The organism is Pseudomonas sp. PvP027 (assembly GCF_017833005.1).
GTDB lineage: Bacteria > Pseudomonadota > Gammaproteobacteria > Pseudomonadales > Pseudomonadaceae > Aquipseudomonas > Aquipseudomonas congelans.
Genome location: NZ_JAFIBK010000001.1, coordinates 3720252 through 3740465 on the forward strand (window position 1 = coordinate 3720252; position 20214 = coordinate 3740465).

Annotated in this window: 18 protein-coding genes; 6 read left to right on the forward strand and 12 right to left on the reverse strand. The window is 59.8% G+C overall.

All coding sequences use genetic code 11. The features are described from left to right. Positions 1 to 240 precede the first annotated feature (240 nt). A complete protein-coding gene (gene gbcA / locus JOE33_RS15855; RefSeq protein ID WP_004415612.1) occupies positions 241 to 1539 on the reverse strand; it encodes a glycine-betaine demethylase subunit GbcA in 1299 nt (432 codons plus the stop codon). Positions 1540 to 1848: 309 nt separating this feature from the next. Here gbcA and gbcB point away from each other — a divergent pair, with 309 nt between their 5' ends. After that, positions 1849 to 2949 carry a glycine-betaine demethylase subunit GbcB gene (gene gbcB / locus JOE33_RS15860; protein WP_010429324.1) on the forward strand — a complete coding sequence of 367 codons (1101 nt, stop codon included), beginning with the start codon at positions 1849 to 1851 and terminating at the stop codon, positions 2947 to 2949. Between the two features lie 534 nt (positions 2950 to 3483). Here gbcB and JOE33_RS15865 read toward each other — a convergent pair. Together JOE33_RS15865 and JOE33_RS15870 are read right to left on the reverse strand one after the other, a co-directional pair. Continuing rightward, complete coding sequence (locus JOE33_RS15865) at positions 3484 to 3750, reverse strand: hypothetical protein (RefSeq protein WP_010430136.1); 267 nt, start codon at positions 3748 to 3750, stop codon at positions 3484 to 3486. A 119-nt stretch (positions 3751 to 3869) separates the two neighbouring features. Further along, positions 3870 to 4100 (reverse strand): DUF3077 domain-containing protein, encoded by a 231-nt coding sequence (locus JOE33_RS15870; protein ID WP_187625315.1) that lies wholly within the window; start codon positions 4098 to 4100, stop codon positions 3870 to 3872. A 377-nt stretch (positions 4101 to 4477) separates the two neighbouring features. Between JOE33_RS15870 and rlmJ the strand changes: the two genes are divergently transcribed. Continuing rightward, positions 4478 to 5314 (forward strand): 23S rRNA (adenine(2030)-N(6))-methyltransferase RlmJ, encoded by an 837-nt coding sequence (rlmJ, locus tag JOE33_RS15875; protein WP_003432503.1) that lies wholly within the window; start codon positions 4478 to 4480, stop codon positions 5312 to 5314. Positions 5315 to 5425: 111 nt separating this feature from the next. Here rlmJ and msrA read toward each other — a convergent pair whose 3' ends face one another. The 6 genes from msrA to JOE33_RS15905 all read right to left on the reverse strand — a co-directional run bounded on the left by msrA (position 5426) and on the right by JOE33_RS15905 (position 14521). Further along, entirely contained in the window at positions 5426 to 6073 is a 648-nt protein-coding gene (msrA, locus tag JOE33_RS15880; RefSeq protein WP_096140532.1) for a peptide-methionine (S)-S-oxide reductase MsrA, read from the reverse strand. A gap of 149 nt (positions 6074 to 6222) precedes the next feature. Further along, complete coding sequence (locus tag JOE33_RS15885) at positions 6223 to 8916, reverse strand: GGDEF and EAL domain-containing protein (protein ID WP_032612341.1); 2694 nt, start codon at positions 8914 to 8916, stop codon at positions 6223 to 6225. A gap of 251 nt (positions 8917 to 9167) precedes the next feature. Further along, a complete protein-coding gene (gene mdtD, locus JOE33_RS15890; RefSeq protein ID WP_010430123.1) occupies positions 9168 to 10580 on the reverse strand; it encodes a multidrug transporter subunit MdtD in 1413 nt (470 codons plus the stop codon). Positions 10581 to 10589: 9 nt separating this feature from the next. Beyond that, entirely contained in the window at positions 10590 to 11915 is a 1326-nt protein-coding gene (locus JOE33_RS15895) for a metallopeptidase TldD-related protein (protein WP_187625316.1), read from the reverse strand. Then, positions 11915 to 13357 (reverse strand): TldD/PmbA family protein, encoded by a 1443-nt coding sequence (locus JOE33_RS15900; protein WP_096140534.1) that lies wholly within the window; start codon positions 13355 to 13357, stop codon positions 11915 to 11917. The genes JOE33_RS15895 and JOE33_RS15900 overlap by 1 nt, the downstream gene beginning before the upstream one ends. Before the next feature lie 123 nt (positions 13358 to 13480). Beyond that, complete coding sequence (locus tag JOE33_RS15905) at positions 13481 to 14521, reverse strand: low specificity L-threonine aldolase (protein WP_003432507.1); 1041 nt, start codon at positions 14519 to 14521, stop codon at positions 13481 to 13483. A gap of 99 nt (positions 14522 to 14620) precedes the next feature. On the opposite strand from JOE33_RS15905, the gene JOE33_RS15910 reads away from it, so the two are divergent. After that, entirely contained in the window at positions 14621 to 15367 is a 747-nt protein-coding gene (locus JOE33_RS15910) for a TraX family protein (protein ID WP_096125686.1), read from the forward strand. Between the two features lie 339 nt (positions 15368 to 15706). Here JOE33_RS15910 and JOE33_RS15915 read toward each other — a convergent pair whose 3' ends face one another. Together JOE33_RS15915 and JOE33_RS15920 are read right to left on the reverse strand one after the other, a co-directional pair. Beyond that, the gene (locus JOE33_RS15915) at positions 15707 to 16903 is read right to left on the reverse strand and encodes a class I SAM-dependent rRNA methyltransferase (protein ID WP_032612333.1); all 1197 of its coding nucleotides are present in this window, start codon (positions 16901 to 16903) and stop codon (positions 15707 to 15709) included. 85 nt (positions 16904 to 16988) lie between these two features. Next, the gene (locus JOE33_RS15920; protein ID WP_032612331.1) at positions 16989 to 17528 is read right to left on the reverse strand and encodes a type 1 glutamine amidotransferase domain-containing protein; all 540 of its coding nucleotides are present in this window, start codon (positions 17526 to 17528) and stop codon (positions 16989 to 16991) included. A 239-nt stretch (positions 17529 to 17767) separates the two neighbouring features. Here JOE33_RS15920 and JOE33_RS15925 point away from each other — a divergent pair, with 239 nt between their 5' ends. From JOE33_RS15925 to JOE33_RS15935, 3 genes are all read left to right on the forward strand, one after another. After that, on the forward strand, positions 17768 to 18580 hold the full coding sequence (locus tag JOE33_RS15925; protein WP_186005908.1) for an HDOD domain-containing protein: 813 nt from the start codon (positions 17768 to 17770) through the stop codon (positions 18578 to 18580). Between the two features lie 45 nt (positions 18581 to 18625). After that, positions 18626 to 19438 (forward strand): bifunctional DNA-formamidopyrimidine glycosylase/DNA-(apurinic or apyrimidinic site) lyase, encoded by an 813-nt coding sequence (gene mutM / locus JOE33_RS15930; protein ID WP_010434763.1) that lies wholly within the window; start codon positions 18626 to 18628, stop codon positions 19436 to 19438. A gap of 97 nt (positions 19439 to 19535) precedes the next feature. Beyond that, the gene (locus tag JOE33_RS15935; protein ID WP_003411945.1) at positions 19536 to 19874 is read left to right on the forward strand and encodes a hypothetical protein; all 339 of its coding nucleotides are present in this window, start codon (positions 19536 to 19538) and stop codon (positions 19872 to 19874) included. A gap of 8 nt (positions 19875 to 19882) precedes the next feature. Here JOE33_RS15935 and JOE33_RS15940 read toward each other — a convergent pair whose 3' ends face one another. After that, positions 19883 to 20134, reverse strand: a complete 252-nt coding sequence (locus JOE33_RS15940) for a YfhL family 4Fe-4S dicluster ferredoxin (RefSeq protein WP_003316325.1) — start codon at positions 20132 to 20134, stop codon at positions 19883 to 19885. Positions 20135 to 20214 lie beyond the last annotated feature (80 nt).

The following is a 20214-nucleotide window of genomic DNA, read 5'->3' on the forward strand; positions in this document are numbered from 1 at the left end:
AGCTGGTTAAAAAACATACAGGCTTTGTGGTTGGGCTTTTCCAGGTAAGCCATTGTTGTCCCGGATATTTCCGGCCCCATGAAAAAACGACTTATCCATAAACCCCCTTCGTGGCTCTGTGGATAAGTCGTTCAGTTATTACGGCCATCATCTTTTTATGAGCTGGAGCAGGCGGGCCGAGTCGGACTCACTTTGTGAACGAGGTGAGTTCGCACGGGAGCATCACGTCGGCGGCGATCTTTACTCGTGATTGACCGCCACGCCCTTCAAGTACGGCGCAGGTTCTGCACCGAGGTTTTCCAGCATGCGCGAGCTGTACCAGTCGACGAAGTTGACCACGCCGAACTCATAGGTTTTCGAGTAAGGGCCGGGTTGATAGGCGCTGGAGTTGATACCGCGCTGGTTTTCTTCGGCAAGACGACGGTCCTGATCGTTGGTGGCGTCCCAGACCTGGCGCATGCGCTCGACGTCGTAATCCACGCCTTCGACCGCATCCTTGTGCACAATCCATTTGGTGGAAACCATGGTTTCCTGTGCACTGATCGGCCACACCGTGAAGACGATGATGTGATCGCCCATGCAGTGGTTCCACGAGTGCGGCAAATGCAGAATGCGCATCGAACCCAGGTCGGGGTTCTGGATGCGGCCCATCAGTTTCTTGCAGCCGACCTTGCCGTCCATGGTCATCGACACTGTGCCTTTGAGCAGCGGCATGCGCACGATACGGTTACGCAGGCCGAAACTGGCGTGGGCGTACGGAATTTTCTCTGCGTCCCAGGCGGCTGCAGACGCGGCCACATGGTCCTTGAAGGTCTGATCGGCACGGGGATCGGTGACGTCGTCCCATTCCAGCAGGGTCTTGAGCAATTCCGGGTGCGAGCCACTGCAGTGGTAACACTCGCGGTTGTTTTCCAGCACCAGCTTCCAGTTGGCCTTTTCCATCAAGGTGGTTTGCACCGCCACCTTGGTGTTCTCCATGTCATAGGGCTCCATGTAGTGCCGCAGCGTCGACAGGAACTCGTCGATGGCAGGCGGGTTCTCTGCAAGGCTGATGAAAATGTAGCCGCCTGCGGTCTTGACGTGGACCGGCTTGAGGCCGAACTGCTTCATGTCGAAGTCGTCGCCCATCTCGGTACCGGCATACAGCAGGCGACCGTCCAGTTCATACGTCCACTGGTGGTAGTGGCAAACCAGTTTGGCGACTTTGCCTTTTTCGGCAGTGCACAGGCGCGAGCCTCGATGGCGGCAAACGTTGTGGAACGCGTTGACGACACCGTCCGGGCCGCGCACGACCAGGATCGGGTTCTTGCCGATCTGCAGCGTCAGGTAGTTGCCCTTGGTCGGGATTTCGCACGTCATCCCGGCAATCAGCCACTCCTTGTGAAAGATTTCCTGCATGTCGATTTCAAACAGTCGCTCATCACTGTAGAAAGGCTGCGGCAGCGAGTACGTGCGCTCGCGATTCTGCAGCATCTCGGCAGTGGCCTTGCGTGCAGGTTCCAGCGGATCGCCCAGGCTCAAGGTTGCGGTGACGTCCATCGATTAAATCCCTCATGACCGCGGCATGGGCGGCCTGCGAATGTGGCTGATACGGGTGTGATCGCGTTTCAAGCATGACGATAGATCAGTCGCTCATGCTTATGACCCTTGGTGGCGAGTGTGGAGCCGGGCGCGCCGAGAACCTTATCCATGGGCGACATGGCCGCATCCGTTCCCGACGCGACAGGCCTTGTTGGACGGGGCTGGTCGCGGTAAGTACGTGAATGTCGTTGATAGATAAATGGCCGCCTCGGACGTTACGCAGAATCCGCAACATGAGAGGCCGACAGTCGGCCGTGGAGATCGAGTATGTCCCAAAGTTTCCTGAGCCCGGTCACGACCCAGACATGGGCCAACGGGCGTCACCTGGTACGTGTCGTCAAAGTCATCCAGGAAACCTGGGACGTGCGCACGTTCTGCTTCATGGCCGACCAGCCGATCATGTTCTTCTTCAAGCCCGGCCAGTTCGTGACCCTGGAGCTGGAGATCGACGGCCTGCCGGTCATGCGCTCCTACACCATCTCCAGTTCGCCATCGGTGCCGTACAGTTTCTCGATCACCGTCAAGCGTGTGCCGGGCGGCAAGGTTTCCAATTACCTGCATGACACGCTGATTGAAGGTCAGGAGCTGGCGGTACACGGGCCGGTCGGGCTGTTCAACGCCATCGACTTCCCGAACCCGAAGATTCTCTACCTCAGCGGCGGTGTCGGTATCACGCCGGTGATGTCCATGGCGCGCTGGTTCTACGACACCAACGCCAACGTCGACATGGTTTTCGTACACAGCGCGCGTTCACCGAAAGACATCATCTATCACCGCGAGCTGGAGCACATGGCCTCGCGGATCGAAAACTTCAGCCTGCATCTGGTCTGTGAAAAACACGGACTGGGCGAGCCGTGGGCCGGTTATCGCGGCTACCTGAACCAGAAAATGCTCGAGCTGATGGCGCCGGACTTCATGGACCGCGAGGTGTTCTGCTGCGGGCCGACGCCGTACATGACAGCGGTCAAGCGTCTGTTGCAGGAAAACGGCTTCAACATGGCGCAATACCATGAAGAGTCGTTCGGCGCGACACCGCCCGAGGCCAGGGCCGATGCCGTCGAGCAGGCCGAAATCGCTGCCGACGCGCCCGACGTCGATATCGCCGACCTGCATCAGGTGGAGTTCACCGATACCGGCAAGAGCATCCGCGTGGGACCGGGCGAAACCGTGCATGCCGCTGCCGCCAAACTCGGTCTGATGATCCCCAAAGCCTGCGGCATGGGCATCTGCGGGACCTGCAAGGTCATGAAACTGAGCGGCGAAGTCGAGATGGAGCACAACGGTGGCATTACCGACGAGGATGTTGCAGAGGGGTACATTCTGTCCTGCTGCAGCGTGCCGAAGGGGGATGTGCGGATTGAGTATTGAGCACGCTTGAAACCATATGACGCACGGCGTCCGGAAAGGCGTCTCCACGCGGAGCATGGGTACGATAGTTAGAGCCTTATCGTTCCTCACGCTCCAGCGTGGGAATGCATTGCGTGACGCTCTGCGTCACAGATCTGCGCCGCGCCGCAGGTTCAAGGCAGGACGCGGAGCGTCCGGAACGGCATACCCACGCGGAGCATGGGCACGATAGTGATCTACCTGACGACTATCGTTCCTCACGCTTCAGCGTGGGAATGCATTGCGTGACGCTCCGCGTCACAGATCTGCGCCACGCCGCAGGTTCAAGGCAGGACGCAAAGCGTCCGGAACGGCATCCCCACGCAGAGCATGGGCACGATAGTGATCTACCTGACGACTATCGTTCCTCACGCTCCAGCGTGGGAATGCCTTGCGTGACGCTCCGCGTCACAGATCTGCGCCACGCCGCAGGCTCAAGGCAGGACGCAGAGCACCCGGAACGGCATGCTCACGCAGAGAATGGGCATGATAGGCGTTCTTTTGGGCACCTATCGGTCATGATCCGCTATGACTCTGCTTATAAGCCGCCAATGCGGGCAGCAGTTGCTGGTCGATGGCCTGGCGTACGGCGGGGAGGAGGGTGGCGCTGCCGGTCAGGAGTTGTTCTACCAGACGTCGCAAGGCGGTCGCGCGTTCGGTGTTGAGGCCGCAGACAGCATTTGCGCAGGCTTGTTCAGCGGTTGCGCCGCCGGGTGCTTCGAAGCCCAGGGCTCTGAGCTGGCCGAGCAGGTCTTCCTGGTCAATCAAATCCGCGTGCATCATGACGTCTGTTCCTTTGATCGGGCTTTTTCCGATTCTGGAAGGACAACCGCCTGCGGGCAACCCCTGCACGCCGTGAGTGGCAGGATTGGCTACAAGTGCGTCGTTTTCAGTTCATGCGGTCATTCGGTTTGCAGGTTGTCTATGGTTCTGTCGACCATGACCTTGGCCATTTCCACCAGATGCATGATCGACAGCGTCATGTCGCGCTGGGTGCCGGTCATGCTGTCGCTGAATTCAGAGGCGCTGGTGGCGGCGCAGCGTAGCAGGTCGCTGGCATGCATCAGGGCGTCTTCATGACTGACATTGGGGTTGGCGGTGAAGAGGGGCGGATCGGGGACGATTTTTAGCATGTGATGTATCTCCTGGAGTTTTAGAAGACCATCACCGTCGGCTACTAATCGAGGGTGGTGATCATGCGCAGGTAGTAGCCCGGTCCAGGAACCCCGGTGCATCCAAAGATGCCCCACGCACGACCACCATAAAAGCGCAGGCCGTGAAAGGGCACCTGCACAAGGTGGCGCAATGCGCCTGGATAACGAGGGCTACTAATCCTCACCGCTGAATATGCAGCGACGGGCGCAGAGTAGAGATCGAAACAGGCAGGCACAAGGGGCGGGGAGTTTCTCGGAAATTTCCTTCAAGCGAAAGGGACGAGTCCCGCAAATTCGTTACAAATTCTTGTTCATTGCTCAGGTTTGCTAAACTGCGCAGCTTGCCAGGAGCTGCCATGAATTACCGTCACGCCTACCATGCCGGCAACCACGCCGACGTGTTCAAACACCTCACCCTGACTCGCCTGATCGCCCTCATGGCGCGCAAGGAGCAGCCGTTCGCCTATCTCGACACCCACGCCGGGCTCGGCCTCTACGACCTGAAAGGTGATCAGGCCACACGCACCGGAGAATGGCTGGAAGGTATCGGCCGTCTGTGGAACGCCACCGACCTGCCTGCGCTGGCGTCCGACTATCTGCAAGTGCTGCACGACATGAACCCGGATGGCGAGCTGCGCTATTACCCTGGCTCGCCGGAACTGGCTCGCCGCCTGACCCGCGAGCGCGAGCGTGTGCTGCTCAACGAGAAGCACCCCGAAGACGGGCGTCTGCTCAAGGAAAACATGAAGGGCGACCGCCGCGTGGCGGTGCATCTGGGGGAGGGCTGGCATGTCCCGCGTGCCTTGCTGCCCGTGGCTGAAAAGCGTGCTGTGATGCTCATCGACCCGCCATTCGAGCAACTCGATGAAATGAAGCGTTGCGCGGTTGCGCTCAAGGAAGCCATCGGGCGCATGCGTCAGACAGTGGCGGCGATCTGGTACCCGATCAAGGATACCCGCCTGCTGCGCCGCTTCTATCAGGACCTGGCGGAAACCGGTGCGCCCAAGCTGCTGCGCGTCGAGCTGTTCGTCCACCCGCTGGACACCCCGGCCAGCCTCAACGGTTCAGGCCTGGCGATCGCCAACCCGCCATGGGGTCTGGAAGAAGAACTGCGTGAGCTGATGCCGTACCTCGCCCAGAAACTGGGCCAGACCCAGGGCGGCTGGAAGATGGACTGGTTGATTGCCGAGTAAGCTTGCAGGCCTCCGGGCCGTGTTGCGCGGTCAGGGGCGGACGCAGAGCGTCCAGAACTGCATTCCCACGCGGAGCGTGGGAACGAGCATTATCGGGCCGCCAGGCGCGAATCAAGCCGGCATGCACACACCCGTGCCGCCCAGCCCGCAGTAGCCCTGTGGGTTCTTGGCCAGGTATTGCTGGTGGTAGGCTTCGGCAAAGTAAACCGTCGGTGCCTCCTCGATTTCAGTAGTGATGCTGCCCTTACCGGCTTTGTTCAGTTCCGCCTGGAACGTTTCGGCACTGGCTTTGGCGGCGTCGAGCTGTTCGGGAGTGGTGCAGTAGATCACCGAGCGATACTGAGTGCCGATGTCGTTGCCCTGACGCATGCCTTGAGTCGGGTTGTGCACTTCCCAGAACACCTTGAGCAGCGCTTCATAACTGATTTTTGCCGGCTCGTAGACCACCAGCACCACTTCGGTGTGGCCGGTCAGCCCGGAGCAGACCTCTTCGTAGGTCGGGTTCGGGGTAAATCCGCCTGCGTAGCCGGCGACAGTGCTCACCACACCGTCCTGTTGCCACAGACGGCGTTCTGCGCCCCAGAAGCAACCCATGCCGAAGATGGCGAATTCGACGTTGCTCGAAAACGGCCCCAATAGCGGATTGCCGTTGACGAAGTGGGTTTCCGGAAGCGCCATAGGTGTTTCACGACCCGGCAGTGCTTGTTCGGCGGTAGGCAGTACGTTTTTATTCACTAGAATTTCCGAGCGCAAAGTCATGAACCATATCCTCTCGTGTGGAGACGGCAGCGGGGGCCAGGACGGATGATCAATACGAATACATGGGTCCCGTTACACGCCTAAACAAGAGCTGCCGTGTAATAACAGGCTTACAGTGTGCCCGAGAGAGCGGGGTGCAGGGAAGGTTGTCAGGCGGATGGGCGACGAGGGTAGCGCTTCAGTTTCTCGATCAGTTCTTCGCCGGGGATAGGCCTGTCGAACAGATAGCCCTGGCCGACATCGCAGCGATGGCGCCGCAGGAAGGTCAGCTGAGCTGCGGTTTCAATGCCTTCGGCCACTACTTTGAGCTTGAGGTTGTGAGCCATCGCGATAACCGCAGAAGTGATTTCCATGTCGTCTTCGTCATCCGGAATATCGCGGATGAAGCTGCGATCGATCTTGATTACATCGATGGGGAATTTCTTCAGGTAACTGAACGACGAGTAACCGGTACCGAAGTCATCCATGGCCAGCGACAGACCGAGTTTCTTCAACGAGTCGAGTTGCTGGCGGGTGTCTTCTGTAGCTTCCAGCAGCAGGCCTTCGGTCAGCTCCAGTTCCAGCAGCGAGGGGTCAAGCTCTTCCTCTTTGAGGATAGCGGCAATCGACGACACCAGTTCCGGGTCGGAGAACTGCTTGGGCGAGACGTTGATGGCCACCTGCAAGTTGCCGAACCCGGCGGCGGTCAGGTCCTTGCTCATGCGGCAGGACTGACGTGCGACCCATTTACCGATGGGGATGATCAGGCCGGTCTCTTCGGCCACGCTGATGAACTGGTCCGGTCGGATCATGCCTTTTTCAGGATGGTTCCAGCGCAGCAGCGCCTCCATGCCCAGCAGGCGGCCGGTCAGCAGGCACAGCTTGGGCTGATAGAACACCTCCAGCTCGTTCTGGGTCAGCGCGCGGCGCAAGTTGTTTTCCACGAACAGCTTGTAACTGGCCTCGGCATTCAATGCTTCGGTGAACACCTGAACCTGATGTTTGCCATTGGCTTTGGCCTTGTGCAGGGCCAGACCGGCGTTTTTCATCAGGGTCTGCGGGTCACGACCGTGCAGCGGCGCGCAGGCGAGACCGACCGAGCCGGTGACGCTGATCAGCTGATTGTCGACGAACATCGGCTTGTCCAGCGTGGCCAGCACCTGGGTGGCGGTGGCCTGTCCGGCTTCCTGGTCGGTGTTGTCGATCAGCACGGCAAATTCGTTACTGGCAAAGCGCGCCAGTACGTCGGACGGGCTCAGCGTGTTGCGCAGACGGCGCGCCAGACTGATCAGCAGCTTGTCACCGGTCTGGTGGCCGAGGCTGTCGTTGATGCGCTTGAAATTATCGATGTCGACCAGCAACAGGCTCATCGGCGTATCGGTGTCGCGGGCAAAGCGTTCGTCCAGATTGCGGATAAAGGCCGGACGGTTGCCCAGGTTGGTCAGGTTGTCGGTGTACGCCAGGCGCTCGATGCGCTGCTGGGCCAGCTTGCTCTGAGTGATGTCTTCGTAGATGCCGATATAGTGCGTGAGCTCACGATTATCGCCATACACCTTGGAAATCGACAGCTGGCCCCAGTAGGGTTCGAGGTTCTTGCGGCGGCTTTTGAACTCGCCCTGCCAACTGTTGCTGTTGGTCAGGCTGGAGTTGGCTTCCAGCAGCAACTGGTTGAGGTTTTCCAGCGCGGGCAATTCCGACAGTTTGTGCCCGGAGACTTCCTCCGAGCTGTACTGGGTGATTGCCGTGAAACTCGGGTTAACGTACTCGACCACGCCGTTGCAGTTGACCAGCAGAAACGCGTTGGCGCTCTGTTCGACCGCGCGCTGGAACAGGTGCAGCGCGTTGGTCGCAGCCCGCCGATTATGGTTGTTGATGACCTGGGCAAACTGATCGGCCAGCTCGCCAGCGAAGGCGATCTCGTCGGACTGCCATTCGCGCGTCGAGCCCGACTCTTCCAGACACAACACACCGATTACCTGCCCATCGATACGGATACTGGCATCGAGAACCGCCTTGGTTTCTCCAGGGTTCAGGCTTTTGGCCATTTCGCAGGTGCGCGGGTCGGTCTGGATATTGCTGGCGTCAATCGCCCTGCTGGTATTCAGCGCTTGCAGGTAGGTGGGGTAGGGGCTGATATCCACCGGCGTGCGTGACTGATAATCGCCGGTTTCACGGCTGTAGTCGGTGATTGGCTCCAGGCGCTTGTCGTTGAGGTTCCAGATACTGACATGATCGACATCGTAGATATCACAGGCGCTTTTGGTGATCAGCTCTGCCGCTTCAAGCAGGGTATTGGCCGTGGTGTAGCGATGTCGGGTCAGGCGCAGGATCAGATCCTGCTGGGCGCGCACGCGCTCCAGGTGGGCAAACTGGTCGCGCTGGGCGCGCTGGTTGAGTTCCAGGGCGATCTGCAGTCGCAGGTTGCGGGTTTCCAGATCGGAGTCCGTGACCGGTTCGCCGCTCGTGACAAGGCCTTCGACGATCAGAAAATAACCACGTAACAGATGGCGGTTGTGCTGTTTGTAGGCTTCGCCGATTTCCAGCAGGCCAAGGGGGCCTTTGGGGCTGTGAAGGGTGTAGCGGATCAGGTAATTCGGGGAAGAGGCCAGTTGCTGCTGGATGTCATCATGCAGTTGATAACGTGCTTCCGGCTCCATGAGGCTGGCATAAGGGGATCCAATCAAGGCGCAAAGGTCAACGGCGGGCAGACCGAGCTGTTTTTCGCAGTTCGGATCGAGAAACAATAGCGCCCAATTGGCTTCATTCAGCCGCTCGAAACGCAGCATCCCCAAGCGCGAAGGCACTGGCAATTGCGTCACTACCTCGGCTGCGGATCTACCGGCAGCATCGGTTTGGCTTTTCATGAACAAACTCGCTTCCGGAATACTAGTCGCGACAGGGATAAAACCCACTTTCGCGTATGGCAAGGTTGCATCATGCGGCCCGTGCTTACAAGAGCACCACAGTGGCTTAGTGCTATAAAAGTGTCGGCCGATTGTCCAGGTTCTTCAATGTATCTGGTCGGATACTCAAATTCGTTGATTTTTCGGGCAAAACCCCCGTTTTCCAGGGGAATTCGCTTTGCAGATTTGCTCCAGTCACGGTCCGTTGTCAATCAGGCTTTGGCCATCCGGGGCTCCTTTGCTGGCAATTGCAGGAAAATACCTGCTGCAAACATGGCAAGCACCCCGACACTCAGGAACGTCAGCTGGAATGCCCCCAGCATACTGCTGACCTCGCCGGTGGCCACTTCTTCGCTGAAACCACCCAGCAAGGCTGCTGCGCTTGCCACGCCCAGACTCAGCGACAGTTGCGCCACCACCGAGAGCAGGCTGTTGCCACTCGCTGCGCTGGCGTCGTCCAGATCGATCAGTGTGACCGTATTCATGGCCGTGAACTGCAAGGAATTGACGGCACCGAGCAGTCCCAGATGCACCAGCAACACCCAGTATGGGGTTTGCACATCCACCAGCGCCAGGCTGGCCAGCAGGATGCCCAACAGCAGCGTGTTGCCGGTCAGGATCATGCGATAGCCCAGCCGCTCGATCAGCCAGCGGGCGACAGTCTTGGCGAACATGCCAGCGGCTGCCAGCGGCAGCATGCTCATGCCTGCCTGAGACGGCGAATACCCCAGCGCCACTTGCAGCAGCAACGGCACCAGGAACGGCAGGGCACCACTGCCCAGGCGCGCGAACAGGTTGCCCATAATGCCGACGGCAAACGTCCGGGTACGGAACAGTGAAGGCGCAAACAACGGCGATTCGATATGCCCGGCACGCAGCCAGTACGCCGCCAGGCAGCCCATGCCGGCAAACAGCAGCAGCACCACGCGCATGTGCGGCAAGTGCAGTTCGCCCAGACCCTCCAGGGCAATGGTGATCAGCACCATCGCCGCGCCGAACAGGATGAAGCCGACGCCGTCAAACCGCGTTCGGCCGCCTCCCGGAAGATCAGGGATGAAGTGTTTGACGGCGTAGCAACCGAGGATGCCGACCGGAATGTTGATCAGGAAAATCCAGTGCCAGCTCAGGTACTCGACCATCCAGCCGCCAAGCGTTGGGCCCAGCAACGGACCCAAAAGGCCCGGCACGGTGATAAAACCCATGATTCGCACCAGCTCCGATCGCGGATAGGCGCGCAATACGATCAGGCGCCCGATGGGCAGCATCAGCGCGCCTCCCAGCCCTTGAATCACCCGCGCGGCCACCAGCACGTTCAGTGACCACGACAGCGCGCACAGCAATGACCCGAAGCTGAACAGCAGGATGGCGCTGAAGAAGATGCGCTTGATTCCGAACCGGTCGGCAATCCAGCCCGAAGCCGGGATCAGCAGCGCAATGGTCAGCATGTAGGCGATGACCACCGACTGCATCCGCAGAGGGTCTTCTGCCAGTGAGCGGGCCATGGACGGCAGGGCGGTATTGAGAATCGTACCGTCCAGGCTTTGCATGAAGAATGCGATGGCGATGACCCAGGGCATCCAGCGCAGGGTCTTTTCGTCCATGATCGGCGCTGCTGAGTTCTGCATAGGCTCCTGCTATAGCGTGAGGGTGAGTCGGCTGATCAATGCGCCAGGCAACTGGATTGAACCGGTCTGGCGCTGACTGTAGGTGCTCGATTGGAGAATCAGTTCCCTCTCTTTGGTCAGGTCCTCCAGTGCGCTGCCCAGCAGGCTGTAGGCGCTGTCATCGAAGCGCATGGTGCTCACCGGCGCGACGATCTTGCCCTCTTCGACCCAGAACGTTGCGAAACGTGTCATTCCGGTAAGGCGCGCAGCGGCGCGGTCGGAGAAGTTCAGGTACCACAGGTTGCTGATGTAAAGACCGGTGCCGAGCCTGGCGAGGATCTGATCCAGCTCCAGCGAGCCGCCGGCAATGCTCAACGCGCTCGGGCCTTCGCCATCATCCGCGCCGTTGGCAGGCAGGTCGTATTCGGCTGCGCTGCTCGAATCCACCAGTCGATCGCGGGCTTGCCCGTTGACGATCAGTTTCAGGTCCTTGCGGGGATAGCCTTCGCGTGAAAACGCCGGCGAGAGTGAACCGCTGACTTGCTCGTCGAAGTTGACCAGCGGGCTGAAAAGCGTCTCGCCGTCATACAGCCTTTGCAGCGGGCTGCGTTTACTGGCCAGTGCCTGCGCGGAAAATCCGCCCCAGGTGAGCATGCCGATGACTTCGTCCAGAGCCGCTGGCGCCAGGTACGCGCGGTATTGACCGGGCTTGAGCGCATGCAGCGGGCGGCCGAGAAATTCCAGCTGTTCGCGGGCCTGCTGAAAACGCTGCACGAAGGCTTCGTTGCTCCAGTCGTGACCCGCGTAGTTGGCTTTCACTGCCTGGCCGTTTTCGTGAAACAGGCTCCAGTCGAAATTGAAGCTGTTGGCCTGATGCCAGCCCAGCGCACCCCATGAACTGGCGAAGCCCCGGTAAAGCGGGCCTGCAGCATAAAAACCTACCAGGTCCAGATCGCCTGCCAGCTCGCTGATCTGCTCGACGACCTGAGCGCTGTCCGGCAGCGGCAGGTCTTGAACGTTATTGCTTTGCCAGGCGTTGGTGTTCGGCAACAGATAGGGATCCCTGGCCAGCGACGGCAGTGTTTCGCGCAGTTGTTGCAGGGCGTCGACAAGGCGCTGCTGGTCGGTCCCGGCGTCGCCGGACAAGGTCAGCTCCAGATTGGCATGCCGTCCGTCATCGATCAGTTTGAACGTCGCAATGACCTGCTGGACGCTCCCGGCCTGTCGAACCTGGCCGTGGTTGAACCGGATGAAGTCAGACGCCTCGGCGTCGTAGGCCAGAGTGAAGTGTTCCGCTGGGCTGATGGCAGCCTTGAGCACGGCGACCAGCGCCTCGAACTGCTGTTGGTGCGACATCAGGCATCTCCTCCAAACACATCGACATTGGCAAATACGCACGCCGGAGAGGCATGACCTACACGGATAGCCTGGTTGGGCTCACCCTTGCCGCAGTTCGGCGTGCCCAGGACCTTGAAGGTACTGGCATCACCCACGGCGCTGAGGTTTTTCCAGAATTGCGCGGAGATCGCCCGGTAATTGGGGTTCTTCACCACGCCCTTGAGCTCACCGTTCTCGATCAACTGGCCCCATTCGCAGCCGAACTGGAATTTGTTGCGTGCATCGTCGATGGACCAGGAGCGATTGCTCGACATCAGGATGCCGTGCTCGATGTTGCCGATCAGACTGTCCAGCGACTGATCGCCCGGTTCGATGTTCAGGTTGGCCATACGGTCGATGGGCGCACGGTTCCAGCTGCACGCGCGACTGTTGGCGACGCCCTCCAGGCCGCTGCGGTATTGCGACAGTGCACCACCGAGCGGGCGCTGTAGCAAGCCGTCACGAATCAGGAACTGTTTGCTGGCTGACGTACCATCGTCATCGTGCGCGTAGCTGGCCAGTTGCTCGGGAATTTCCGGGTCGAACGTCACATTCAGCAGGCTGGAGCCGTATTGCAGGGTGCCGAAGTCAGTCGTTTTGACGAAACTGGTGCCTGCGTAATTGCGCTCGTCACCGAGAATCCGGTCCAGCTCCAGAGGATGGCCGATCGACTCGTGAATCTGCAGGACCATCTGATCGGGCATCAGCAGCAGGTCGCGTGGGCCTGATGGTGTGTTGGGGGCGAGGATCAACTGCAAGGCTTCGTCGGCGACATTGGCGGCAGAGCCGATCAGACCGCAGCTGCTCAGCACTTCGATGCCACCCTGTTGGCCAAAGTTATGCCCGCCCAGCGTGCGCGTCTGGCTGTCGCGACCGTCGTAGGCCGTCACGCTCATGCCGGGAAACACAAAGCGCTGCGCCTGACGCAATTCCGCGCCCGCACTGTTCAGGTAGATTTGCTCAACGGTTTCCAGGTCCAGTATGGCCTGCCAGTTGACCAGGCGTTCGTCTGTCGGCACCGCGCTGGACTCGGCCATCAACAGGCCGATGCAGTCGCTGAGCGGTGGAAAGGCGTCGTGCATGTGCGGCGACAGGTAGTCAGCCCTGGCGCTCGAGACAGCTTGATCGCTCAGGTCCAGCAACGCATGCGGCGCCAGACGACGCGCCAGCGTTTCGGCTTGCTGCAAGGCAGCCTGCAAACCCTTCAGGGAGATGTCGTTGGTGGCGGCGTACGCTTCGACGCCGTTCAGGCGCACGGTCAGCATGGCGCCCTCGTCGCTGATCAGTGACGGCGGCTCGGCCACATTCTTGCGCACGCACAGGCGTTGGCCGGTGCGGTGCACGTAACGTACGGAAAAGAATTGCGCTTCACTCTGCAGGGCAGCGAAATGCTGCTTGAGCCGGGCGGAGAAATCGAACATGCAGACAAGCTCCTTCTTGAGGGCGGTCGGTAAAGTCCGGATGGCCTTGTGGACCGGTTGCCGTTGAGAAGGAGATTACCCCGTCGCTCGTCAGGCTGCACCTGCAAGCTTGATCCAGACGCCTCAGCCCTGCATCACCAGCTTGATATCGGCGGCCAGTTCACGCACGCGTTCTTCTTCGGTGTCCCACGAGCACATGAACCGTGCACCGCCGTTGCCGATGAAGGTGTAGAAACGCCAGCCCCGGGCGGTCAGTGCGGCAATGGCCGGCTCCGACAGTTGCAGGAACACGCCGTTAGCCTGCACCGGGAACATCAACTCCACGCCAGGAATGTCCTTGACCAGTTCGGCCAGCAGTTGCGCGCAGCGGTTGGCGTGGCGGGCGTGTTTGAGCCAGGCGTCGTTTTCCAGCAGGCCGACCCATGGCGCAGAGAGAAAGCGCATTTTCGACGCCAGTTGCCCGGCCTGCTTGCAGCGATAGTCGAAGTCTTCAGCCAGGTCATGGTCGAAAAACAGAATGGCTTCGCCCACGGCCATGCCGTTTTTGGTGCCGCCGAAGCACAACACGTCAACGCCGGACTTCCAGGTCAGTTCAGCCGGGGAGGCCTCCAGAAAGGCGCAGGCATTGGAGAAGCGGGCACCGTCCATGTGCAGATGCAGGCCCAGTTCCTTGCAGGTCGCGCTGATCGCCTTGAGTTCTTCCGGCTGATAGACACCGCCCACCTCGGTGGCCTGTGTCAGGGTCACGACGCGCGGCTTGGGGTAGTGAATGTCCTGACGCTTGAGCGCCACTTCACGAATCGATTCCGGGGTCAGCTTGCCGCCCGCGCTGCGTGCGGTCAGCAGTTTGGAGCCATTGGAGAAAAACTCCGGCGCACCGCACTCATCGGTTTCGACGTGAGCCGTTTCCGAACAGATAACACTGTGGTAACTCTGGCACAGCGATGACAGCGCCAGCGAGTTGGCCGCCGTGCCGTTGAAGGCGAAAAATACTTCGCAGTCGGTTTCGAACAGTCGGCGGAAATCATCCGACGCGCGTGCAGTCCATTGATCGTCACCATAAGCGCGTTGATGGCCCTTGTTCGCCTGTTCCATGGCCGCCCAGGCTTCAGGGCAGATACCGGAATAGTTGTCGCTGGCGAACTGTTGGCTTTGGTCTGTCATGGCCGATTCCTTATGGGCGATTATGGTGCGCACTGTAGCGACAATATAAGGTTCGGTCATGTGTTGGCTGCATGACGCAATTCCTCGTTCAGGAGCACTATGGATCTTTCCAACCCGCCTTTTCTGCCCGGACGCAACAAGGCGCTGGACCTGCTCAAGTGGCTGGCGATGTTGAGTATGGTGCTTGACCACCTTCGCTATGTGGGCTGGTCAGTCGATTTTCTTTACGTGCCGGGGCGTTTTGCCTTTCCCTGGTTCTGCCTGGCAATAGCCGTGAATCTTTCCCGGCGCAGCGCAGCCATTGTGGCCCCGCAGGTGCAATGGCGTTATCTGGGCTGGTTGCTGGCATTTGCCGGGCTGTCGGAGATCCCGTATCGGCTGTTCATGGCTGACGCGAGCGTGCTGAATGTGATGCCGACCCTGCTGCTGGGGCTGGTGATCGCTCAGGGCTGGCAGCATCGCAATCCGACAACCCGAGTGATGGCCCTTGTCGCACTGCTGCTGACGGCGATCTTCCAGAAATACCTGATGTTCGGCTTTGCCGGTGTGCTGCTGCCGCTGGTCTTTGTGCTGGTGCTGGAAAAGCGGCTTTGGTATTCGGTGTTTCCGGCGGTCTTTTGTCTGGCGGGCAACGCCTGGTCGCAGATGTTTGCCGGCGCGAGCTGGGGCGATCTGATTTCCATAGGATCGATAGTCGCCTGCGTATTGGCGCCTGTGCTGGGCATCGCACTGCTGCGGGCCAAACCCGGGTTCGCCGTGATCCCGATGCGGCGCTGGGCCTATGCGATCTATCCGCTGCACTTTCTGCTGTTGCTGGGGCTGCGGGGGGTGTTGAGCAGGGTTTGAACGGGGAGGACGCAGAGCGTCCGGAACGGCATGCCAACGCAGAGCATTGGCACGATAGTTACAAGAGTCTCGTTCCTCACGCTCCGCGAGGGAATGCATTTTGCGACGCTCTGCGTCACAAGAGGACGCAGAGCGTCCGGAACGGCGTGCCAACGCAGAGCATTGGCACGATAGTCACGAAACTATCGTTCCTCACGCTCCGCGTGGGAATGCATTTCGCGACGCTCCGCGTCGCAAGAGCACGCAGGGCGCTCAGAAGGGCATGCCAACGCAGCGCATTGGCACGATAGTCAGGACAGGCGAGCTCTTGTAGGCGCGACGAGGCCGGGCGCTTCGATATCAGCTGTTGGGCAGTAACCGGCAGGTGATGCTCTTGATGTAGCGCGTCTCGGCAATCGCCGGGTGTACCGGATGGTCCGGGCCCTGGCCGCCGCGTTCCAGCAGCTGGATGTTGCGGTCCAGATGACGGGCGCTGGTCAGGAGGATGTTCTGCAGGTCATCTTCCGGCAGGTGCATCGAGCACGATGCGCTGACCAGAATGCCGTCCTTGCTGAGCAGGCGCATGGCTTGCTCGTTCAGGCGGCGGTAGGCGCCTTCACCGTTTTTCATGTCTTTCTTGCGTTTGATGAACGCAGGCGGGTCGGCGACGATCACGTCGAAACGCTCTTCTGCGGCTTTCAATTCCTTGAGCGCCTCGAAGACATCGCCTTCGATGCAGGTCATCTTTTCCGCAAAACCGTTCAGGGCTGCGTTGCGTTCCACGCCATCAAGGGCGAAGGACGATGCATCGACGCAGGTGACGTCGCTGGCGCCGAAAGCTGCTGCCTGAATCCCCCAGCCACCGATGTAGCTGTACAGGTCGAGCACACGCTTGCCTTTGACGTAAGGGGCGATGCGCGCGCGGTTCATGCGGTGATCATAGAACCAGCCGGTTTTTTGCCCGGCCATGACCGGTGCTTCGAACTTCACGCCGTTTTCTTCCAGCGCGACCCATTCCGGTACCAGACCGAAAACGGTTTCGACATAACGATTCAGGCCTTCCGCATCGCGAGCTGCCGAATCGTTCTTGAACAGGATGCCGCTTGGCTTGATGACCTGAACCAGCGCCGCGATGATGTCTTCCTTGTGGTTTTCCATCGTGGCTGAGGCCAGTTGAACGACCAGAATGTCACCGAAACGATCGACCACCAGACCCGGCATCAGGTCGGAGTCACCGTAGACCAGACGGTAGAAGGGCTTGTCGAACAGACGTTCACGCAGCGACAGCGCGACGTTGAGGCGATGGACGAGCAGAGACTTGTCGAGCGGCAGCTTGATGTCGCGTGACAGCAGGCGTGCGCAGATCAGGTTGTTGGGGCTCATGGCGACGATGCCCAGCGGCTTGCCGCCCGCAGCTTCGAGGATGGCCTGGTCACCGGCTGCAAAACCGTGCAGTGGGGTGGCGGCTACATCGATCTCGTTGCTGTAGACCCACAGATGACCGGCGCGCAGGCGGCGGTCGGCGTTGGCTTTGAGGCGCAAGCTAGGCAGGGACATGACGTCGCTCCTGAAAAAAGAGCGGGATTATAGCGCGTCATCCCGGCGCTGGGCCGGGACGACTGCAATTAACCGACGGAATCTGTCAGGCAGACAGTGCTTCGATCAGTTTGCTGTTGAAGGCAGGGATGTCGTCGGGCTGGCGGCTGCTGATCAGCTTGCCGTCGGTGACGACTTCCTGATCGACCCATTTTGCGCCGGCGTTGACCAGATCATCCTTCAGCGTCTTGAAGCTGGTCAGGGTTTTGCCTTTTACCAGGCCCGCCGAGATCAGCAGCCAGCTGCCATGGCAAATGACCGCCACGGGCTTGCCCGAGGCCTCGATGTCCTTGACGATCTTCTGCGCATCGCTGTCTATGCGGATGGTGTCGGAGTTCTGTACGCCGCCCGGCAGCACCACGCCATGGTAGTCACTGGCGTTGGCAGCCTTGAACGTGCCATCAATCTTGAAGTCATCGGCAGGTTTGTCGTGATTCCAGCCTTTGACCTTGCCCTCTTCAGCGGAAAGGATTTCCACGGTGGCGCCAGCTTGCTCCAGCGCTTCTTTCGGACCGGTCAATTCAACCTGTTCGAAACCGTCGGTTACAAGAATTGCTATGCGTTTGCCAGTCAATGCTTTAGACATGGGATCCTCCAGTGTCGGGCTTCAGGGGTAGCGTCTGACAGGCCGTTTTGAGGCCGCCGTTCACGCCGGTAACACAAAGTCCGAAGCTTCGTACCAGGCAAAGTTCCGAGAATATCTTCATCTCGGATGATGGACCGTTTCTCCGCAAGGGGGCAGAATCCACTCATCACCGTGAGTAAAATCCTATGTCCGAAGAGCTAAGCCCAGAACAGATCCAGCAAGCGTTGCAGGGCATCAGTGTGCCTCCGCAGCCGCAAATCATGGTGGACCTGCAGATGGAGCAGTACATGCCCGATCCGGACCTTGGGGCGATTGCGCGATTGATCGCGCAGGATCCCGGGTTGTCCGGGGCGCTGTTGAAGATCGTCAACTCCGCCCACTACGGGCTGTCCAACAAGATTGCCTCCATCGACAAGGCGGTGACTCTGCTGGGCAGTCGCACGGTGATCAACCTGATCAACGCACAGTCGATCAGGGGCGAGATGACCGATGAAACCATCGTCGCGCTCAACCGCTTCTGGGATACCGCGCAGGATGTCGCAATGACCAGCCTGACCCTGGCCAAGCGCATCGGCTCGCAGGCGGTGGACGAATCCTACGCCCTGGGCCTGTTCCATGACTGCGGCATTCCGTTGATGCTCAAGCGTTTCCCCAATTACATGCCGGTGCTGGAAGAGGCCTACGCCAACGCGGGGCCCGATTGCCGCATCGTCGATACCGAAAACAGCGCCTTCCACACCAACCATTCGGTCGTCGGCTACTACACGGCCAAATCCTGGCGTCTGCCTGCACACGTTACCGACGCGATTGCCAATCATCACAACGCATTGGCGATTTTTCAGGACGATACCAGTCGCAATGCCACGCTCAAGAACCTCCTGGCCCCCCTGAAAATGGCTGAGCATATTTGCCAGTCCTATCGGGTGCTGGGCAGTCAGGACGAGGATCACGAGTGGGAATGCATCGGTGCGCTGGTGCTGGACTACGTGGGTCTGTCCGAATATGACTTTGAATACCTGAGGGAAAGCATTCGCGAGCTGGGCGCGCGCTGATCCGGCGCCGTCCCGGCCTGTCCTTTCTGCACGACCGAGTTGTCCATGCCTGAATTACCTGAAGTCGAAACCACCCGCCGTGGCATTGCGCCGCATCTTGAAGGTCAGCGCGTCAGCCGCGTGATCGTGCGCGACAGCCGCTTGCGCTGGCCCATTCCCGAGGATCTGGACATTCGCCTGTCCGGTCAGCGCATCGTGCAGGTTGATCGACGCGCCAAGTACCTGTTGATCCAGGCCGAGGTGGGCACCCTGATCAGCCACCTGGGCATGTCCGGGAATCTGCGTCTGGTCGAAGCCGGGCTTCCGGCGCTCAAACACGAGCATGTCGATATCGAACTGGAGTCCGGGCTGGCCTTGCGTTACACCGACCCGCGTCGTTTCGGCGCGATGCTCTGGAGCCTTGATCCGCATAATCACGAACTGTTGATTCGCCTGGGGCCGGAGCCGCTGACCGATCTGTTCAATGGCGAGCGTCTCTACGAGCGCTCGCGTGGCAAGTCGATCGCGGTCAAACCGTTCGTCATGGACAACGCCGTTGTGGTCGGCGTGGGCAATATCTATGCGACCGAAGCACTGTTCGCAGCCGGCATCGACCCGCGGCGCGAAGCGGGAGGTGTGTCCCGGGCGCGTTATCTGAAGCTGGCCATCGAGATCAAGCGCATTCTGGCCTACGCTATAGAACGTGGCGGCACCACCCTGCGTGACTTCATCGGCGGTGACGGCAAGCCAGGGTATTTCCAGCAGGAATTGTTTGCGTATGGGCGTGGCGGTCAGCCGTGCAAGGTGTGCGGTACGACGCTGCGTGAAGTCAAGCTGGGCCAGCGCGCCAGCGTTTACTGCCCGAAATGTCAGCGCTGAAATACGGATGACAGGGGCTTTGGGCCATTTGCTTAACCCACAGCCCTGTTTATAGTGATGGCACCTTAATTATTTGCTACGCCTGAAGGATCAAGCCATGAGCCCGTTTCGTATTCTCGCTGCCACGCTGGCGTTGTTCATCGGCCTGCAGGCGCTGCCGGCGGTTGCCGCCGATGTCACCACAGGCAGCGGCGATCCGGTCTACACCATCCAGAACCCGCCGGCGTTTGCCATGATCGGTGACTTGCTGATTGCCCGACCCTTGTTGATAGCGGCCACTGTTATCGGTACGGGACTGTTCGTGATCGCTGCGCCTTTTGCGGCGGCAGGCGGCAACCTTGGGGCAACGGGCAAGGCGCTGGTGGTGGATCCAGGCAAGGCAGCCTTCGTGCGTTGCCTGGGCTGCACGGGTGACGGGTACGGCAAGCAGCAGTAAGGGCGCTATCAGGCCTTGCTGGTGATGATCCGGTACTTGTCCATCAGTTGCTCTTTGCTCTCGACGTGATTTTCATCCAGAGGGATGCAGTCGACCGGGCAAACCTGCTGACATTGAGGCTCGTCGTAGTGACCGACGCATTCGGTGCACAGGTTCGGATTGATCACATAGATCTCCTCGCCTTGTGAAATCGCCTCGTTTGGGCACTCGGGTTCGCAGACGTCGCAGTTGATGCAATCGTCAGTGATGATAAGGGACATGAATTGCTCCTGCCGCAGCCGACGCCGGGGCACATTAAAACCAATGCGGCGAATTGTGCCGCATTAGTCTTCGGGATGCA

What these genes read in the sequence shown, in the direction of transcription:
- msrA (WP_096140532.1), bottom strand. Translation starts at nt 6,073, where the DNA reads ATGACTTTGCGCTCGGAAATTCTAGTGAATAAAAACGTACTGCCTACC.
- JOE33_RS15915 (WP_032612333.1), bottom strand. Translation starts at nt 16,903, where the DNA reads ATGTCCCTGCCTAGCTTGCGCCTCAAAGCCAACGCCGACCGCCGCCTG.
- JOE33_RS15940 (WP_003316325.1), bottom strand. Translation starts at nt 20,134, where the DNA reads ATGTCCCTTATCATCACTGACGATTGCATCAACTGCGACGTCTGCGAA.
- rlmJ (WP_003432503.1), top strand. Translation starts at nt 4,478, where the DNA reads ATGAATTACCGTCACGCCTACCATGCCGGCAACCACGCCGACGTGTTC.
- JOE33_RS15885 (WP_032612341.1), bottom strand. Translation starts at nt 8,916, where the DNA reads ATGAAAAGCCAAACCGATGCTGCCGGTAGATCCGCAGCCGAGGTAGTG.
- JOE33_RS15920 (WP_032612331.1), bottom strand. Translation starts at nt 17,528, where the DNA reads ATGTCTAAAGCATTGACTGGCAAACGCATAGCAATTCTTGTAACCGAC.
- gbcB (WP_010429324.1), top strand. Translation starts at nt 1,849, where the DNA reads ATGTCCCAAAGTTTCCTGAGCCCGGTCACGACCCAGACATGGGCCAAC.
- gbcA (WP_004415612.1), bottom strand. Translation starts at nt 1,539, where the DNA reads ATGGACGTCACCGCAACCTTGAGCCTGGGCGATCCGCTGGAACCTGCA.
- JOE33_RS15900 (WP_096140534.1), bottom strand. Translation starts at nt 13,357, where the DNA reads ATGTTCGATTTCTCCGCCCGGCTCAAGCAGCATTTCGCTGCCCTGCAG.
- JOE33_RS15935 (WP_003411945.1), top strand. Translation starts at nt 19,536, where the DNA reads ATGAGCCCGTTTCGTATTCTCGCTGCCACGCTGGCGTTGTTCATCGGC.
- JOE33_RS15870 (WP_187625315.1), bottom strand. Translation starts at nt 4,100, where the DNA reads ATGCTAAAAATCGTCCCCGATCCGCCCCTCTTCACCGCCAACCCCAAT.
- JOE33_RS15865 (WP_010430136.1), bottom strand. Translation starts at nt 3,750, where the DNA reads ATGATGCACGCGGATTTGATTGACCAGGAAGACCTGCTCGGCCAGCTC.
- JOE33_RS15910 (WP_096125686.1), top strand. Translation starts at nt 14,621, where the DNA reads ATGGATCTTTCCAACCCGCCTTTTCTGCCCGGACGCAACAAGGCGCTG.
- JOE33_RS15905 (WP_003432507.1), bottom strand. Translation starts at nt 14,521, where the DNA reads ATGACAGACCAAAGCCAACAGTTCGCCAGCGACAACTATTCCGGTATC.
- JOE33_RS15895 (WP_187625316.1), bottom strand. Translation starts at nt 11,915, where the DNA reads ATGTCGCACCAACAGCAGTTCGAGGCGCTGGTCGCCGTGCTCAAGGCT.
- mdtD (WP_010430123.1), bottom strand. Translation starts at nt 10,580, where the DNA reads ATGCAGAACTCAGCAGCGCCGATCATGGACGAAAAGACCCTGCGCTGG.
- mutM (WP_010434763.1), top strand. Translation starts at nt 18,626, where the DNA reads ATGCCTGAATTACCTGAAGTCGAAACCACCCGCCGTGGCATTGCGCCG.